Genomic DNA, 16,228 nt, shown 5'->3' on the forward strand with positions numbered 1-16,228 from the left:
AATAATCAGTTTCGTGAATAAAAGATGACAATGTCGGAATTTTCTCCTAAACCCATGCTCGCTGTCTGTTGTTTATGGCGGCCAAAACACCGATAATATGCGGTCTTAAATAACCACAGTACCCGGAAAGGTAAATGACCGATTACTTACTGCTACTGATAGGCACCGTGCTGGTAAACAACTTTGTGTTGGTAAAGTTCCTGGGCTTGTGCCCGTTTATGGGCGTTTCCAGCAAGTTAGATACCGCCATAGGTATGTCCGCTGCCACCACATTTGTGCTGACACTGGCCTCGGTCTGCAGTTATCTGGTCAATCAGTATTTGTTAGAGCCGCTGGATTTAATGTCATTGCAAACCTTAAGTTTTATTCTGGTTATTGCCGTAGTTGTGCAGTTCACCGAAATGGTGGTGCACAAAACGAGTCCAACGCTGTACCGGTTGCTGGGCATTTTTCTGCCTCTAATTACCACCAACTGTGCCGTTCTCGGTGTTGCTTTGCTTAACGTCAACGAGCAACACAACTTTGTGCAGTCCATTGTTTATGGCCTGGGTGCCGCAGTTGGGTTCTCCTTGGTACTGATTTTATTCTCAGCTCTGCGTGAGCGCTTAGCTGCCGCCGATGTGCCGGTAGCATTTAAAGGCTCAGCTATTGCAATGATCACCGCAGGGCTTATGTCTCTTGCCTTTATGGGCTTTAGCGGATTGGTGAGCGGTTAATGAGTTTATTCGGAGCAGTTATCGCGCTGGGCGTATTAGCGCTGATATTCGGGGTGATACTCGGCTTTGCCGCGGTTAAATTCCGTGTCGAGAGCGATCCCATTGTTGACCAAATTGACGAAATTCTGCCACAAACACAGTGTGGGCAGTGCGGATATCCGGGTTGCCGCCCATACGCACAGGCCATTGCCGATGGCGATGACATTAATAAGTGTCCTCCCGGTGGCGAAGCAACCATAAAACAGCTTGCCGACTTAATGGGCGTTGAACCCAAACCCCTTGACGATGCACACGGCGAAGAAGACGTTAAAAAAGTCGCGGTTATTCGTGAAGACGAGTGCATTGGCTGTACCAAATGCATTCAGGCATGCCCGGTTGATGCCATTTTAGGCGCTGCAAAACAAATGCACACCGTTATTGAACATGAATGTACAGGTTGTGACCTTTGTGTCGAGCCGTGTCCGGTTGACTGCATTGACATGGTGGCGGTTAAACCTAAGCCCGAAACCTGGCAGTGGGACTTAGACACCGTAAAAGAAAACATAAAAGCCAATAGTATTCCGGTGAAGGTGGTTGAATGAGCGATGTAAAAACAGTAAACCGCGACTTTAACACCGGTATCATCGGTCAGTTCCCCGGTGGCGTTCATCCGCCGGAACGCAAGCAACCGGCCAGCAGCCGTCCAATAAGACGTTTGCCATTGCCAACAGAGCTCATTTTACCCGTACGTCAACACATAGGCCCGTCCGGCAAAGTATTAGTTGAGGTCGGTGAGCGTGTTGATAAAGGCCAGCGTCTGACTGAAGCCGGGTTAAGCCAGGGGTTACCGCTGCATGCACCAACCTCGGGTGTTATTGCGGCCATTGAGGAACGCCCTACGGCCCATGCCTCGGGTCTGCCTGAGCAAGCCATTGTCATTCATCCGGATGGAGAAGAACGCTGGGGCAACAAACATGCTCTGCCCGACTATCACGATGTTGAAATATCGCGTTTGCTGGAGCTGGTTCAGGAAGCGGGTATTGCCGGTCTGGGTGGCGCAGGTTTTCCTACTGCGCAGAAACTGGCACAACAAAAACCCCTTAAGCATTTAATTATTAACGGAGTTGAATGCGAACCCTATATTGCCGCCGATGACCGTCTAATGCAGGAGTATGCAGACGATATTATTGCCGGCACCCGAATTTTACAGTACATCACCCGGTGTAACTCAGTATTGTTTGCTATTGAGGACAATAAGCCCGAGGCAATAAAAGCCATAGCTGCGGCTATTGATGATGACACGCAGATACAGCTTAAAGTGGTGCCAACCAAGTACCCTTCCGGTGGCGAAAAACAATTAATTGAGCTGCTAACAGGCTATCAGGTACCCAGCGGCAAGCTGCCCATGGACATTGGTTTACTGATGCAAAACGTAGGTACCGCATATGCTGTTAAGCGCGCCATTATTCACGGTGAGCCTTTATTAGAGCGAGTGGTGACCCTAACCGGCGAAGCATTAGAACAACGCGGTAACGTCTGGGCCTTATTAGGTACCCCTATTCAACATTTGCTGGATGAATCCGGTTTTAATCCGGAAAAGAAACAACGAATTATTATGGGCGGCCCGATGATGGGGTTCACCTTACCCAGTACCGAAGTACCGGTCATTAAAACCACAAACTGCATTTTAGCACCAACCGATCACGAGCTGCCGGCTCCTGACCCCGAGCTGGCCTGTATTCGTTGTGGTGCCTGTTCGGACGTCTGCCCCGCAACTTTGCAGCCACAGCAATTGCAGTGGCTGGCCAAAGCGAAAGACTACGACGAACTGGAAAAGCATCATTTATTTGACTGCATTGAGTGCGGCGCCTGCGCCTATGTTTGTCCCAGCGAAATTCCGCTGGTGCACTATTACCGCAAAGCTAAGGCTGAAGTGCGTAACATTGCCCGTGAAAAGGCCAAAGCCGAACAGGCTCGGAAGCGCTTTGAAGCTCGCCAGGAAAGGCTGGAGCGCGAAAAGCAGGAACGTTTAGAACGCCATCGCAAAGCCGCCGAAGAGCGCAAAAAAATGCAGCAGGAAAAAAAACAGTAGACCTGACAGTAAAACTGACAGTGGCGACGAGAAACCAGCTGGGAAATCCGCCGCAGTTGCAGCCGCTATTGCCCGCGCTAAAGCCAAAAAAGCGGCACAAGCAGCAAAAGACAACGCCGATGAGGACAGCTCAGCCAAAGGAAATGAGTCATGAGTTTCAAAATTGCACCATCACCCCACGGGCATAACCAAAGAACCACCAGCGAAATGATGCGCTGGGTCTGCTATGCCTTAGTGCCCGGCGTATTGCTGCAAAGCTACTTTTTTGGTCCCGGAGTCTGGTTTCAAATTACACTAGCCGTTGCTACTGCAGTATTAGCCGAAATGGCCTGTACGGTTGCCCGCGAGCGACCGGCGTTTTCCGCGCTGCGTGACAACACCGCAATAGTCACCGCCATTTTACTGGCCATTAGCATTCCCTCACTTGCGCCCTGGTGGGTCATCGTTATAGGAACCTTATTCGCCATTGTTGTGGTCAAGCATGTGTATGGTGGCATGGGTCAGAACCTATTTAACCCGGCCATGGCAGGTTATGTGCTGTTGTTAATTTCGTTTCCGGTACAAATGACAAACTGGCTACCGGCTTCCACTATTAGCGAGCACTCGCTAACTTTGTGGCAAACACTGCACACCATATTGTTTGAATACACCCCTGCCGGTTACAGCGTAGAGCAACTGCGTGCAGGTATTGATGGTGTCACCATGGCAACACCGCTGGATACCATAAAAACAGAACTGACCCGGGGTTATACGCTGACAGAAATTTATCAGGGACCAGAGTTCAGTTATTTTGCCGGTGCCGGCTGGCAGTGGATTAATCTGGGCTTTTTAGTCGGTGGCTTACTTTTAATTCAGCAACGCATTATCAGCTGGCACATTCCGCTGGGGTTCCTTGCAGGCCTTTGCCTACCCGCTTTTATTGCTCATATTTTTGCGCCGGACCTTATGCCCGGACCTATCGTGCACGCCTTAAGTGGCGCAACCATGTTAGGCGCTTTCTTTATAGCAACCGACCCGGTATCGGCCGCCACGTCAAACCGGGGCCGCGTGGTTTTTGCCTTATTGATTGGCTTCATCGTCTTTGTTATTCGCAGTTGGGGCGGCTACCCCGACGCCGTAGCCTTTGCCGTGTTGCTTGCCAATATGTGTGTACCATTAATAGACCGGTATACGCGGCCTGTTGTTTACGGCCACGGAGACTGATATGACCTTTAACAGTATGCAGAAAAATGGTTTATTACTGGCCGCTTTTGCGGTCATTGCTACCGCTTTAATTATTGGTGTGCAACTGCTGACAGAAGACAAAATCGCCAGACAACAGCAGCAGCAAGTGCTTCGCACACTGAATCAGTTGATACCGCCGGCACTGCACGACAACGACTTATACCAATCCTGTCGATTACTACAGGATCCGGCTCTGGGCAGTACTAAGCCGCAGCCGTTGTATCGCGCATGGGTTAACGATGAGCCCACTGCTTTAGCGGCTGAAATTGTAGCTCCAGACGGCTACTCCGGCGCTATCCGTTTGCTGCTGGCTATTCAACCCAATGGCGAAGTTTTAGGTGTAAGAACCTTGCGCCATCAGGAAACCCCGGGGTTAGGCGATAAAATTGAAATTCAGAAAAGTGACTGGATAAAGAGCTTTGCTGAGAAGCGTGTTCGCGGTGAAGATGATAACCGCTGGGCTGTTCAGCGCGACGGCGGCATGTTTGATCAGTTCACCGGCGCGACCATTACCCCCCGGGCTGTGGTCTCTGCCGTAAAACGAGCGACATTAAAGCTTCAGCAGCAAGCAGACGTTCTGTTTAACGCCGACTTACCACATTGTCAGGAGGCTCAGGAATGAACGAATACAAAAACCTGACCAAGCAAGGCCTGTGGGAAAACAATCCCGCATTAGTACAGCTTTTAGGCTTGTGTCCACTATTAGCAGTGACTGCCTCAGTCACCAACGCCATGGGCCTGGGTCTGGCGACCTTGTTCGTACTGGTTGGCTCAAATATCACCGTATCTCTGGTGCGTGAGTTTATCCCTTCGGAAATCCGCATACCCGTTTTTGTCATGGTCATTGCCACCTTCGTAACCATTATTCAACTGCTCATGAACGCCTATGTGTTCCAGCTTTATCAGTCGCTGGGTATCTTCATTCCGCTCATTGTGACTAACTGTGCCATTATTGGCCGCGCCGAAGCTTATGCCTCTAAAAACCCATGGCAACGCGCAGCGTTCGACGGGCTGGCAATGGGGGTTGGCTTTGCACTGGTACTGATAGTACTGGGCGCTATGCGAGAAATTATTGGTAACGGCACCCTGTTTGATGGCGCAGAATTGCTTCTGGGTGAGTGGGCAGCACAATTGCGAATTGAGCTCTTTACCGTTAATTACCCTTTATTACTGGCTATATTACCGCCAGGAGCCTTTATTGGCATGGGCTTTATCATTGCCCTGAAAAACAAGATTGACGCTGTGCGGAGTGCCCGTGCCGAGAAGAAAACCGTTACCCGGGCACGGGTCACGGCCTAATAAAAAAACACAAATAAAAACGAACTCTTATGAATAAAAACAAGCGCTACGAAATTTTGAGTCGGCTGCGGGACAATAACCCGAACCCAACAACTGAACTGGAATATAACTCCCCTTTTCAGCTGTTAATTGCAGTCTTGTTGTCCGCCCAGGCAACCGACGTGGGTGTGAATAAAGCCACCCGTAAACTATTCCCTGCCGCACCTACCGCTGAAGCCATGCTTGCCCTGAGAGTAGATGGAATAAAAGAATACATAAAGACCATTGGTTTGTTTAACTCCAAAGCCGAAAACGCTTACAAAACCTGCAAAATTCTGGTGGAAGAATACGGTGGCAAAGTACCGGAAGACCGGGCCGCGCTGGAAGCTCTTCCGGGTGTTGGCCGAAAAACGGCAAACGTGGTTTTAAATACGGCTTTTGGCTGGCCCACTATCGCAGTCGACACGCATATATTTCGGGTGTCTAACCGCACCAAACTGGCCCCCGGTAAAAACGTTAAAGAAGTGGAAGAAAAACTGATAAAAGTGGTGCCGGCTGAGTTTAAAGTAGACGTGCACCACTGGTTAATCTTGCACGGACGTTATACCTGCATAGCCCGTAAACCAAGGTGTGGTTCCTGCGTCATAGAAGACTTGTGCGAATTTAAAGAAAAGACCAGTGACTGAGCCTTTTACAGCTCAATCATGGGTGGTTTGCTTAACTGCACAATAACACGGCGGTTGATCTGACGGTTTAACTCGTTGTCATTCGATTTAATCGGCCGGTCTTCACCGTGAGCAACGGTTTTAATACGCTCCGCATCTATACCCCGTTCGACGAAAAACTGCTGAATTTCTTTCGCCCGCTCCTCAGTTAATTCTTTGTTCGGGCCTCGCGCGCCAAGCGAATCGGTATAAGCGTCGACTAAAACCAGTTCCAAATCGTTATCCACCTGCAGGTAGTCACTAATTTGTTTTAGCTTACGCTGCGACGCAACAGTCAGCTTTTCGCTTTCGGCTTCGTGGTTCAGCACCGTATACGCAATGTCGTCAAAACTGAACGGTAATAACGCATTAACACAGCTCATGAAGTCATCGTAAGCACGGCGGAAGTTCACTGAAGAAATAGAGACAGCAACTTCATCGCGGCTGTTATACCAGTCGTTGTAAAAGAATGTCGGGTAACGCCCTTTTTCCAGCTCGCTCAATAAGGTCCAGGCCAGTTGCTTCTGCAGCTCGCCATCAAACTGCTTATAGAGCTTCATGTCGCCAATACGGTAACTGGACTCGCCTGGCTGCCAGCGCGGCGGAACGGACTCAATGGCAGACACACCATAGCTGTCCGGTAACTTGCGCATTTCCATTTTCATACGTAAGTTGAGCTCTTTACTCGCCTCGCTTTGAAAGCGCACCTTACCGTAACGGGGAATCTCATGCTCCATTTCACAGGCTAAACGGTTCTCTTCGCTTACCTGCCACGCGGAGTTATCCAGGTTTGCACTGTAGTGCCTGACTGAGTTTGCCTGCGCCTGCCCAATTGATAGCAGCACAGAAGCTGAAACAGCAGTCAACATCGGCCAATTTTTCATAAGCGCCCCTGATTTATTTCTGATACGTCTGTTATCGGCACGCATTGCTGTTGCTTTAGTATTTCTGCAAGCAGAGCGTGATGATCTTTGGCATAATAGCGTTATCTTTAAGACACTACGGAAATTCTATGTCAGACAGCTCTAACTCGCTTATGAAGCAACGTTTTCGCGGATACATGCCCGTCGTGGTCGATGTCGAAACAGCGGGGTTTAACGCAAAAACCGATGCGTTACTGGAAATAGCTGCCGTCTTGCTGGATTTCGATGACAATGGTCTGTTAAAGCCCGTGGACTCTGTTCATTACCATGTACAGCCTTTCGAAGGCGCCAATATTGAACAGGCAGCTATCGACTTTAACGGCATTGATCCGCACTGCCCATTACGCGGCGCGGTAGAGGAAGGTGAAGCCCTGCGTGAGCTTTTCAAACCCATTCGTAAAGCGCAGAAAGCCGCGGGTTGTCAGCGTTCAGTTTTAGTCGGACACAACTCAAACTTTGATCACGGTTTTGTTATGGCCGCCGCCGAACGTGCCAATTTAAAACGTAACCCGTTTCACCCTTTTGTCAGTTTTGATACCACGTCGCTTGCGGCAATGACCTTAGGGCAAACCGTACTGATTAAAGCATGTCAGGCAGCCGGTATTGAGTTTGACAGCAAACAAGCACACTCAGCCTTATACGACACCGAACGCACCGCAGAGCTCTACTGCTGGATGATTAACCGCTGGAAAGAACTCGGTGGCTGGCCACCTGAGTCTCGTCAGGACAAAAGTTAATCCGAGTACAAATTTCAGGCATAAAAAAAGCCGCTCAAACGAGCGGCTTTTTCGATTCAGTAAACGCTTACAGTTTGTCAGCGTTTTTAGACAGGTAAGAAGCAACGCCTTCTGCGTTTTCTTTCATGCCTTCTTTACCTTCTTCCCAGCCTGCAGGGCAAACTTCGCCGTGTTTCTGGTGGAAGTTCAGTGCGTCAACCATACGCAGCATCTCGTCGATGTTACGGCCTAATGGCAAGTCGTTAACGACCTGGTGACGAACCATACCGTCTTCATCAATTAAGAATGAACCACGGAATGCAACACCGGCTTCTGGGTGTTCAACGTCGTACGCTTTACAAATGCTGTGACGAACGTCAGCAACCAATGGGTATTTCACCTGACCGATACCACCAGCGTCAGTTGACGTGTTACGCCATGCACTGTGAGTAAACTGAGAGTCAATTGAAACACCAATAACTTCTACGCCACGCTTTTTGAATTCGTCTAAGCGCTTATCAAATGCGATTAGCTCAGAAGGACATACGAAAGTGAAGTCCAACGGGTAGAAGAAAACAACAGCTTTTTTGCCTTTGATAGCGTCTGACAGTTTAAAATCTTCAACAATTTCACCTGAACCCAATACTGCTGCTGCAGTAAAATCAGGTGCTTTACGACCTACTAATACAGACATCGATTCTCTCCATTTAATGTTGAGTGTTAAAGCTTCACCGGTAGTGATGGGGATGCCTAAATAAAAAAACAAGGGCATCCGTCAATTTCACTACAGATTGTCTACTGTTTGCTTAAACTTTATTCAGCCGAAGGCTACTTATTCCGCTGAAGGCTCTTTACTCAGCTGAAGGCTCTGGATGCCGCTCAGCAACCTCAGAAACCAACTCTTGCAGCTCGCCGTTCTGGAACATTTCCATAATAATATCACAACCGCCGACCAATTCACCTTCAACCCACAGCTGCGGGAAGGTTGGCCAGTTTGCGTATTTAGGCAATTCTGCACGAATATCCGGATTCTGTAGGATATCGACGTAAGCAAACGCCTGGCCACAGCCCATTAAGGCCTGTGATGCTTGTGAAGAGAAACCACAGCTAGGCAACTTCGGAGAGCCTTTCATGTATAACAGGATTGGGTTTTCTTCGATTTGCTGCTTAATTCTGTCAACCGTTTCCATAACACCTCTGCTTAATATAATGGTTGATTAAAACACTCAGGTATTTTAACACAGCCTATAAAGTTTTGTCCTAAATTGAAAGATTTCCTTGAAAAGCAAACCAGTCAGCCCTATATATCGTAAGGTATAACAAGAAAAGAACTTGCACGCATTAAAGTGCGAGTCGCAAATTTGCACTCAAAAAAGAACTACGGAGAGAAAATTATGGCATTTGAACTACCGGCTCTTCCATACGAGAAAAACGCTCTGGAACCACATATTTCAGAAGAAACTCTGGAATACCACTACGGGAAGCACCACGCTACATACGTGAGCAAGCTGAACGACGCCGTTAAAGGTACCGACCTTGAGAGCAAATCTCTGGAAGACATCATCAAGTCTGAAAAAGGCGGACTGTTCAACAACGCCGCACAGGTATGGAACCACACTTTCTACTGGAACTGCCTAAGCCCGAACGGCGGCGGTGAACCAACTGGCGCAGTAGCAGAAGCTATCAACGCAAAATTTGGCTCTTTCGAGAAATTCAAAGAAGAGTTCAACGCAAGCGCTGCTGGTAACTTTGGTTCTGGCTGGACTTGGTTAGTGAAAAAATCTGACGGTTCTGTCGATTTACTGAACACAGACGATGCAGACACTCCTGTCGCGCACGACGGCGTAGAAGCTCTGCTGACCGTTGATGTTTGGGAACACGCTTACTACATCGACTACCGTAACTCTCGTCCTAACTACTTAGAAGCTTTCTGGAAGCTGGTAAACTGGGACTTCGTTAACAAGAACTTTGCTTAAAGCAAACTTGTGAATGATTAAAAAAGGCGCCGTTTGGCGCCTTTTTTTAGCTTTTATCAATTAATGTCTCGAACAAGGCGCACTGTATTACCAGCGTTTTTGGGAGCTTCCCGAGCCGCACCTATTTCGAAGTCTACTACTATTGCTTTTTCGCCTCTTTCTTCAGATGTCCAAAAAAATGGATAGGTTGGATTACCAAACAAAGGTGACATTGGTATAGAAAGTCTTTCAACTATCTTAGTACCTTGAGACTTACAATTACTATCCAGAATAGTCATCAATTCTTTTTCCGTAGGCACCCGCCAGTCTGTATAGCCTTGTATTTGACTGTTTTCGGCTTTAGACATTGCTCCTTCCCAGCCAACCCAACGATTTCCACCAGATAAAGTCTCATAAAAATGATCGTTAGTTACCCACATTAAATTCGTTTCTGTGTCGGTAATAGTTCCGTCTTGGTTATCTACTAAAGAGGGTTGGCAGTCCAGCTCACTAATTTTTGAGGTAGAGGCGCACGCCGAAACAAAAAGAGATACAAGGGTTACAATTAAAATTTTAAACTTCATTTTTTTCCTTTAACAGTTTCGTTTATATTAAAAACTTACCGGCCATATGGACGATTAGATTCATCGACACCTATAGCTACTTAGCTATAAATGTAAAATCTCTAATATCACCTTTACTATTGGCTCGTAACAAATAGTCAGAATGCAAACTGCCGGTATTTTCATAAAACCGAATTCTGTAACCACCGTTCCGATCACTGGAAACTCTATACTTGCTACTTACTTTTTTCTCAATGAGCTGCTTATCTATTTTGCCTTCTACTATTTTTCCCGACCCTATAATATAAGTAAGCTTATTTTCGGATAAATCATCGAAAGTAAGGATAGCGAATCTGTTATTGGTTGAAGTCGATTCGAGAGATTCTGAGTTTAGGTTGAACTTAGCCAATTGCTCTTCAATTGCTTTTTTTGCTTTTGAATTGCCGTCAGAGTAGTAAAAGCCATTGGTTTTAACTAAAGATTCGAACTCAGCTTCTGGATTTTGAAAGATAGAGGCACAGCCTGACACCCCCACAATGGCTAAAGTCATTAGCCCCCACTTATTAAACATCAGTCACCTATTTTTGTTGTAATAACCCCATTAAGATTACTACATTAGTTTACCTGATTTGCCGGCTCAAAACCGGTGGAAATTCATTTTTTTATCCTATATGACATGATCTTGATAACCCTCTTCGTTATTATTTTAAGGTCACCTAAAAGATTTTATCCAACTGCTCGCGATAGCGATCAAAAGCCTCAAACTGCGGCATATGACCAATACCTTCCAGTTCATAAAGGTAGCCGTCCGGAATTTGCTCTACCACAATTTCACCGAGTTTATCGTAGCGACCCAGTTCGTAATTAACGCCCTCTTTCTTCCAGCCTCGACCGGGGCCTGTAGTATCACGCGTTCCCAGAATCAAATGTGTCGGCACCACCAACTGGTCAAACTCATTAGACACATTGCCGGTAAAAATCATGTCGTAGGTTAGCGCATTATTCCAGGCTACCTGATTCCAGTCATCTCCATTTATCCAACCTACGTGAATTTCAATAAGCTCTTCATAATCTTCTGACCATTTACCGTCATAGTAGTTTTTGCGCTGGTAGGCGCGGATCTGGTCAATGGTTTTACCCTTCTCATTCTCGTAAAAGAACGCTGGGTCTTTGTATTCCACATAGCGCAGATAATCTTCCAAGCCAACCGGGTTAACTAACACCAGTTTCTCAACACTACTGGAATGGTTCAGCGCATAGCGAGTAGCCAGCATTCCGCCCATGGAATGACCCATAACAATCACTTGTTCAATACCCTCAGACTTTAATAACGCCTTAGTGTTATTAGCCAGGGCTTCGAAAGAAAACTGATAATGTGCCGGTTTGGACGACTTACCAAAACCAATTTGGTCAGGCATAAGCACCCCGTAACCTTTTTCATGAAGGTAATTAGCGGTTTCTTCCCAATAGTCGGCGGCAAAGTTTTTGCCATGTAACAGCAACACGGTTGACTGCCCCTTTTCGGCGGGCAAATGCATGTAGGCCATTTCCAGGCTCTGTCGTTGGCTATCAAACTCAAAGGTCTGAACGTCAAATGGGTACGAATAACCACTTAAGCGAGCATCGTATTCGGGGGCTTTGTCGTCTGCAAAAACAGGTGCTGTCAGCCCGAGTAGAAAAGCGGTAAACAACGTACACATCCAGCTACGCATAGGGACTCCTTGAAAGCTAGTTCGACATCATTATTACAGCTGCACGCCTATTACCCAAGGTATTGCGGCCCCAACAGAGTAATAGGTTCTTTGCAGGCTCTACGCGTTCGAAGGAATAGTCGGAACGGCAATTTCGTACATTACACAGGACGCTCGTGCTTTCATGAGAGCATTTCTTCTCTCTTCAAACGTCTTTGCCCCGTCACTTGCGACCTCAATCTGATCAGTCACACCGCGGATGATATCGTTTCTGGTTTGTGCGATTGCAGAGCCGCTTAATCCTGACTCCTTCAAAGCCTGACCTGCAAAGTTTGTAGCGCCAGCCCAACCGCCTAAACCAGCAACCCAGGCCGCATTTGCGCTAGGACTCGCCGCAGCTAATGCAGGCACTGCTACTGAACCAGCTAATAATCCACTCATTGAAAGCCAGTACGCCATTCTTGCCTGATTCGCAGATTTTTGTTCGTAGCCTGATAAACGGGGAAGACAAAAATTCAGAACTTCGGCGAGCTTTGCCTCGATCAATTCCTGATTTTCTTGATCGAGTTGTTTCGTCGACTTACTACTGTCAGTAATTTTCTTCACAGAAAATGTCTTCGCTGCGCTTGCATCGACACTAAGATCAGTTGGTGCACTCGTACATCCAGCAACAACTGTTGATAAAACAGCCAATACGATCAGTTTCATATTGCCCTCTATATTGTTGCTCTATCGAGCTCCAATGTTGCCATATTGAGATTAGTTATAGACCTATTATTCAATTAACACAATAAACACTAAAACTATAACTTTAGTCTTTAGCGTGTAGAGTGACAGTGAGCATATTGCTATGGAAGTGAGCGTTAGCGCAGAGTAATTAACAAGGAGTCTGGCGGTAGAATTGACACAATAACCGGTAGACCTCCGGCATATGCTCTTTCATCGTTTCCGGGTCTTCAAAAAAAGTCTCGCTGCAGACGGCAAAAAATTCAGCCGGGCTGGTTAACGAGTAACCGTCTAGTGGTAACGGTCTGTGATGAACTGAGTCACTCTGCAGCCTTTCCCAGGCCGCTGAAAAAATATCGTGCCATTCTCCGGGCTTCATATCGGGATGCATGGGTGGCGCGCCATTGGCACCATCGCGCAACATATCAAGCTTGTGCGCAAATTCGTGTATGACAACGTTCGCGGCCTTTCCGTGACGAGAATGAGGGCCTGTATGACACACCGACTGCCATGAAAGAATCAGCGGGCCTTGCAACCAGGCCTCGCCGCTTAGCCCCGGACTATGAGTGTGAACAACACCGTCGTCACTACGGTAAGGACGATTAGGTACAAAGTCGCCTTCATAAAGAATAATGCTATAGATGTGATCGTACCAATCTAACCCAAGGTGCAAAACAGGTACGCAGGCCATAGTTGCTATTTTAAGACACATAGCGTCGTTGAATTGGAAGCCGCCGCCTGAAGCAAAGTTTTTACGAACCAAAAAGCGAAGAGTCATATCCCGCAGTGCATCACGCTCAGCACCTTTGTATCGCGCCACAACGGGCCAGTCAGCAACTGCGGATTCCCACTCGCTTTCTGTGAAGCCCATTTTTTTAATGCGCCGGTTTTCAAACCACGTACGCAGTCTTTTAAACATCGGTTGTTACGGCCATACTTCTTTCCATGTACGCACTATAAAAGCACTGAGGTTAATCCTCAACGCCGCTATCAGACTCTTCAGATTCGGCAGCCAGTTCCAGCATTTTTTCACGAAAGTTATCCAGACCTTTCATAACCAGCTCATAGGTTTTATCGACATCGCTTTCAACATCACCTTCATACACCTGAAAGCTGGTAAGAATATCCTTAGCGCCTTTAAAGCCCGTTTCGATACCACCACGAATAATTTCCATAAACTTGTTCAGGGTTTCTTCTTCAGACTCGCCTGCATTGATTTCTTTATAGCGACTGTAAAAGTTGGTAGCAAAAGAAACAATACGATCCGCCGTTGCTTTGGGAGAAGTATCCGTGCCGGACTCATAGGTTTTCTTCACCGCATTTTTGCCCATTACCGGCTCTAGCTCAGCATTAATGCCTTCCAGTGCGGTTTTATACAGCAAGCTGAGGGCATCATTATTGCTGCTAAGCGATACTCTCTCATGGGCACGTAAAATGGCTTCGTTTTGTGCCTGCCTGGAATTTGGAGCGACCTCTTTCGTATTGCGATTATCATCCGCTTTTACGCTATTGGCGTTTTGCTTACCAACGCCCGCTACAGAAGTGCCATTGCCTGAGATAATTGACATGATGTTGTTCCTGATAAGTCGACTATAACTTGATTTTAGTATAGCCCGTAACTGGTTATCGGCAGGTAGTGGTTAAGATTTAGACTTTTATTAAAACGGCGCTGTGAACCTATGGATTTTTAACCGAAAGGAAATAAAGCGAGCACAAAAAATGCCTGACAACTCAGTAAGAGTCATCAGGCACTAAATAATAAGAAATTAGGCTTTATCAAGAAAACTGAAAAAGCTCTCCTAATCAATCCACCAAGTCATTCGGCATATCACCACGCAGGCCATGCCAAATTTCAGCGGACTCATAACCGTACCGGCGAACCAGATTTACCGACTCGTTGTAGTCGCCTTCGCGCGCTACGGCAATTAGGTCGGCGTAGTAGTCGCGTGCTAACTGGCGAGCTTCTGACGATGAAAAGTAGTACTGGCCAATTCGTGCGTACAGACCTTTAAAGCCGTTTAGTACCAACACATAAATAGGGTTGCCGGAGGCCATAGCTAAGTCATGGTTTAACTGGTAATCGAACTCGGCAAAGGTCTTTTCGTTGTCTTCCAGCTCGCTGGTGGGTTCCAGCAGCTCGATAACCCGCTGTGGGTTATGACGAATAGCGGCACGAATATAAATAGCACTAATATTGGTGCGTGCAGATAACAGCTGATCCACAAGCTCCGGCATACCGTCTTCGTCCAAACGTGCCAGGGTTTCTAAAATATTCAGGCCGGAGGTTTCCCAAAAGTTGTTCACTTTGGTGGGTTTGCCGTGCTTAATGGTCAGCCAACCGTCACGTGCCAGACGCTGTAGCACTTCACGCAGAGTGGTTCGTGTAACACCAATAAGTTCAGACAGCTCACGCTCTGCGGGTAAGATAGTGCCCGGTGCAAAATGCCCGTTCCAGATAGATTTTACGATGTACTCCTCGGCAAAACCCGCCGGACTTTTAGCTTTTATTATCATATTCCCGCCTGTGTACTGACTAATAGAAGGATTCTAGCAGTCTTCTGTGAGGTCGGACAAGATAACTTCTGGCTTTATATCGACAACACCAAGCTATTTGGGTATGGTTTCTACGTTTTTACAGTTTCTTAAGGAAAATCACCATGCTATCTGTGGGTCAGTGGCCTAACAAACCTTTTGCCTGGTTATTATTGTTTTTAGGATGTTCGGGACTGTTAGCGGCAGCGTTGTATTTCCAGATGGTTCTGGGTTTAGAGCCCTGCGTCAAATGCGTGTATCAGCGTATGGCAGTGGTCGGCATTGGCCTGGCTGCCATTGTTGGCCTGTTTGGTTCGGGCTTTTGGTTAACTCGCTGGGCGGCTTTAATTGGCTGGCTTTACAGCAGTTACCAGGGTTTGCTCATTGCTTACGATCACTGGGACTTACAGACTTCAAAAAACGCATTTTTTGCCGTGTGTGAAAGCGCGCCAAACTTCCCTGGCTGGGCACCGCTGCATGAATGGATGCCCGGGCTTTTTGCCGCCCCCGGCTTATGCGGTGACATTGACTGGCAATGGCTTGGCTTAGGTATGCCGGGCTGGATGACGGTGATTTTCGCAGGCTTTTTACTGATAGGTATTATTGTGGCTGTCTGTCACATTATTGCGTCGTTTAAGAAAAAAGACGGGCTGGTGCTTTACCACAAATAGTTCAAAGCGCTTTTAAGTTAAGGGCCAGGTCACTATTCTGTCTTCAAGATCGCCTTTAAACTTCGCTTCACTGACACAATGGCCGGCGACATGATAGCCGGCTTTTTTCATTGGCTCTTTGCTACCCTCATGCCTTAATGGATGCCACTCAGGCAAGGGTTGTCCTTCTGCTCTCAGCCGGTAAGCGCAGCTGGCAGGCATAAAATAGACATCTTCGAGGTTATTCGGCGTTAAAGTAACGCAGGCAGGTACGCGTTCGCTTCGGTGTGCATAGTCAGTACAACGTGCGGTGTCGGTATCTAATAACCGACAAGCAACGTCAGTGGAATACAGATTATCTTCTTCGTCTTGCAGCTGATTTAAGCAGCACTGCCCACAGCCATCGCACAAGGCTTCCCATTGTGCGTGACTCAGCGTATGCAGTGGCTGCTCATACCATTTCATCAATGCCGACAAGT

Annotated in this window: 21 protein-coding genes; 10 read left to right on the forward strand and 11 right to left on the reverse strand. The window is 47.3% G+C overall.

Annotated features, from left to right (window positions below; genetic code table 11):
• Positions 1-134: 134 nt before the first annotated feature.
• The 7 genes from rsxA (at position 135) to nth (ending at position 5,975) form a co-directional block, all read left to right on the forward strand.
• A complete protein-coding gene (rsxA, locus tag K5X84_RS08490) occupies positions 135-716 on the forward strand; it encodes an electron transport complex subunit RsxA (RefSeq protein WP_054490984.1) in 582 nt (193 codons plus the stop codon).
• Positions 716-1,297: an electron transport complex subunit RsxB gene (gene rsxB, locus K5X84_RS08495; protein WP_222235592.1), complete on the forward strand. Its 582-nt coding sequence runs from the start codon at positions 716-718 to the stop codon at positions 1,295-1,297. The genes rsxA and rsxB overlap by 1 nt, the downstream gene beginning before the upstream one ends.
• Complete coding sequence (gene rsxC / locus K5X84_RS08500; protein ID WP_244994778.1) at positions 1,294-2,787, forward strand: electron transport complex subunit RsxC; 1,494 nt, start codon at positions 1,294-1,296, stop codon at positions 2,785-2,787. The genes rsxB and rsxC overlap by 4 nt, the downstream gene beginning before the upstream one ends.
• Positions 2,788-2,937: 150 nt before the next feature.
• Positions 2,938-3,990 (forward strand): electron transport complex subunit RsxD, encoded by a 1,053-nt coding sequence (rsxD, locus tag K5X84_RS08505; RefSeq protein ID WP_222235593.1) that lies wholly within the window; start codon positions 2,938-2,940, stop codon positions 3,988-3,990.
• Position 3,991: 1 nt separating this feature from the next.
• A complete protein-coding gene (gene rsxG / locus K5X84_RS08510) occupies positions 3,992-4,633 on the forward strand; it encodes an electron transport complex subunit RsxG (protein ID WP_054490992.1) in 642 nt (213 codons plus the stop codon).
• Positions 4,630-5,310 carry an electron transport complex subunit E gene (locus K5X84_RS08515; RefSeq protein ID WP_054490994.1) on the forward strand — a complete coding sequence of 227 codons (681 nt, stop codon included), beginning with the start codon at positions 4,630-4,632 and terminating at the stop codon, positions 5,308-5,310. Before rsxG ends, K5X84_RS08515 begins: the two co-directional genes overlap by 4 nt.
• A gap of 29 nt (positions 5,311-5,339) precedes the next feature.
• Positions 5,340-5,975: an endonuclease III gene (gene nth, locus K5X84_RS08520; protein ID WP_222235594.1), complete on the forward strand. Its 636-nt coding sequence runs from the start codon at positions 5,340-5,342 to the stop codon at positions 5,973-5,975.
• Between the two features lie 5 nt (positions 5,976-5,980).
• Here nth and K5X84_RS08525 read toward each other — a convergent pair whose 3' ends face one another.
• The gene (locus K5X84_RS08525; protein WP_054491111.1) at positions 5,981-6,877 is read right to left on the reverse strand and encodes a flagellar protein MotY; all 897 of its coding nucleotides are present in this window, start codon (positions 6,875-6,877) and stop codon (positions 5,981-5,983) included.
• A gap of 128 nt (positions 6,878-7,005) precedes the next feature.
• Between K5X84_RS08525 and rnt the strand changes: the two genes are divergently transcribed.
• Positions 7,006-7,653, forward strand: coding sequence for a ribonuclease T (rnt, locus tag K5X84_RS08530; RefSeq protein ID WP_222235595.1), 648 nt, complete (start codon positions 7,006-7,008; stop codon positions 7,651-7,653).
• Between the two features lie 67 nt (positions 7,654-7,720).
• Here the strand turns inward: rnt and K5X84_RS08535 are convergent, their stop codons facing one another.
• A complete protein-coding gene (locus K5X84_RS08535) occupies positions 7,721-8,326 on the reverse strand; it encodes a peroxiredoxin (RefSeq protein ID WP_054491001.1) in 606 nt (201 codons plus the stop codon).
• A 157-nt stretch (positions 8,327-8,483) separates the two neighbouring features.
• The gene (locus tag K5X84_RS08540; protein WP_011235037.1) at positions 8,484-8,822 is read right to left on the reverse strand and encodes a Grx4 family monothiol glutaredoxin; all 339 of its coding nucleotides are present in this window, start codon (positions 8,820-8,822) and stop codon (positions 8,484-8,486) included.
• A gap of 204 nt (positions 8,823-9,026) precedes the next feature.
• On the opposite strand from K5X84_RS08540, the gene K5X84_RS08545 reads away from it, so the two are divergent.
• On the forward strand, positions 9,027-9,608 hold the full coding sequence (locus K5X84_RS08545) for a superoxide dismutase (protein ID WP_054491003.1): 582 nt from the start codon (positions 9,027-9,029) through the stop codon (positions 9,606-9,608).
• A gap of 56 nt (positions 9,609-9,664) precedes the next feature.
• Here the strand turns inward: K5X84_RS08545 and K5X84_RS08550 are convergent, their stop codons facing one another.
• From K5X84_RS08550 to fadR, 7 genes are all read right to left on the reverse strand, one after another.
• A complete protein-coding gene (locus K5X84_RS08550; RefSeq protein ID WP_222235596.1) occupies positions 9,665-10,171 on the reverse strand; it encodes an Lcl C-terminal domain-containing protein in 507 nt (168 codons plus the stop codon).
• 76 nt (positions 10,172-10,247) lie between these two features.
• Complete coding sequence (locus K5X84_RS08555; protein ID WP_143441132.1) at positions 10,248-10,700, reverse strand: hypothetical protein; 453 nt, start codon at positions 10,698-10,700, stop codon at positions 10,248-10,250.
• Between the two features lie 166 nt (positions 10,701-10,866).
• A complete protein-coding gene (locus K5X84_RS08560) occupies positions 10,867-11,862 on the reverse strand; it encodes an alpha/beta hydrolase (RefSeq protein WP_222235597.1) in 996 nt (331 codons plus the stop codon).
• Between the two features lie 99 nt (positions 11,863-11,961).
• On the reverse strand, positions 11,962-12,549 hold the full coding sequence (locus tag K5X84_RS08565) for a hypothetical protein (RefSeq protein WP_222235598.1): 588 nt from the start codon (positions 12,547-12,549) through the stop codon (positions 11,962-11,964).
• 169 nt (positions 12,550-12,718) lie between these two features.
• The gene (locus tag K5X84_RS08570; protein WP_222235599.1) at positions 12,719-13,486 is read right to left on the reverse strand and encodes a M90 family metallopeptidase; all 768 of its coding nucleotides are present in this window, start codon (positions 13,484-13,486) and stop codon (positions 12,719-12,721) included.
• A 52-nt stretch (positions 13,487-13,538) separates the two neighbouring features.
• Positions 13,539-14,135 (reverse strand): DUF5610 domain-containing protein, encoded by a 597-nt coding sequence (locus tag K5X84_RS08575; RefSeq protein WP_222235600.1) that lies wholly within the window; start codon positions 14,133-14,135, stop codon positions 13,539-13,541.
• A 235-nt stretch (positions 14,136-14,370) separates the two neighbouring features.
• Positions 14,371-15,081 carry a fatty acid metabolism transcriptional regulator FadR gene (gene fadR / locus K5X84_RS08580; protein ID WP_222235601.1) on the reverse strand — a complete coding sequence of 237 codons (711 nt, stop codon included), beginning with the start codon at positions 15,079-15,081 and terminating at the stop codon, positions 14,371-14,373.
• 143 nt (positions 15,082-15,224) lie between these two features.
• Here fadR and dsbB point away from each other — a divergent pair, with 143 nt between their 5' ends.
• Positions 15,225-15,770, forward strand: a complete 546-nt coding sequence (dsbB, locus tag K5X84_RS08585; protein ID WP_054491018.1) for a disulfide bond formation protein DsbB — start codon at positions 15,225-15,227, stop codon at positions 15,768-15,770.
• 12 nt (positions 15,771-15,782) lie between these two features.
• Here dsbB and K5X84_RS08590 read toward each other — a convergent pair whose 3' ends face one another.
• Positions 15,783-16,226 carry a YcgN family cysteine cluster protein gene (locus tag K5X84_RS08590; RefSeq protein ID WP_233399243.1) on the reverse strand — a complete coding sequence of 148 codons (444 nt, stop codon included), beginning with the start codon at positions 16,224-16,226 and terminating at the stop codon, positions 15,783-15,785.
• Positions 16,227-16,228 lie beyond the last annotated feature (2 nt).

This window comes from Idiomarina abyssalis, assembly GCF_019797805.1.
GTDB lineage: Bacteria > Pseudomonadota > Gammaproteobacteria > Enterobacterales > Alteromonadaceae > Idiomarina > Idiomarina abyssalis.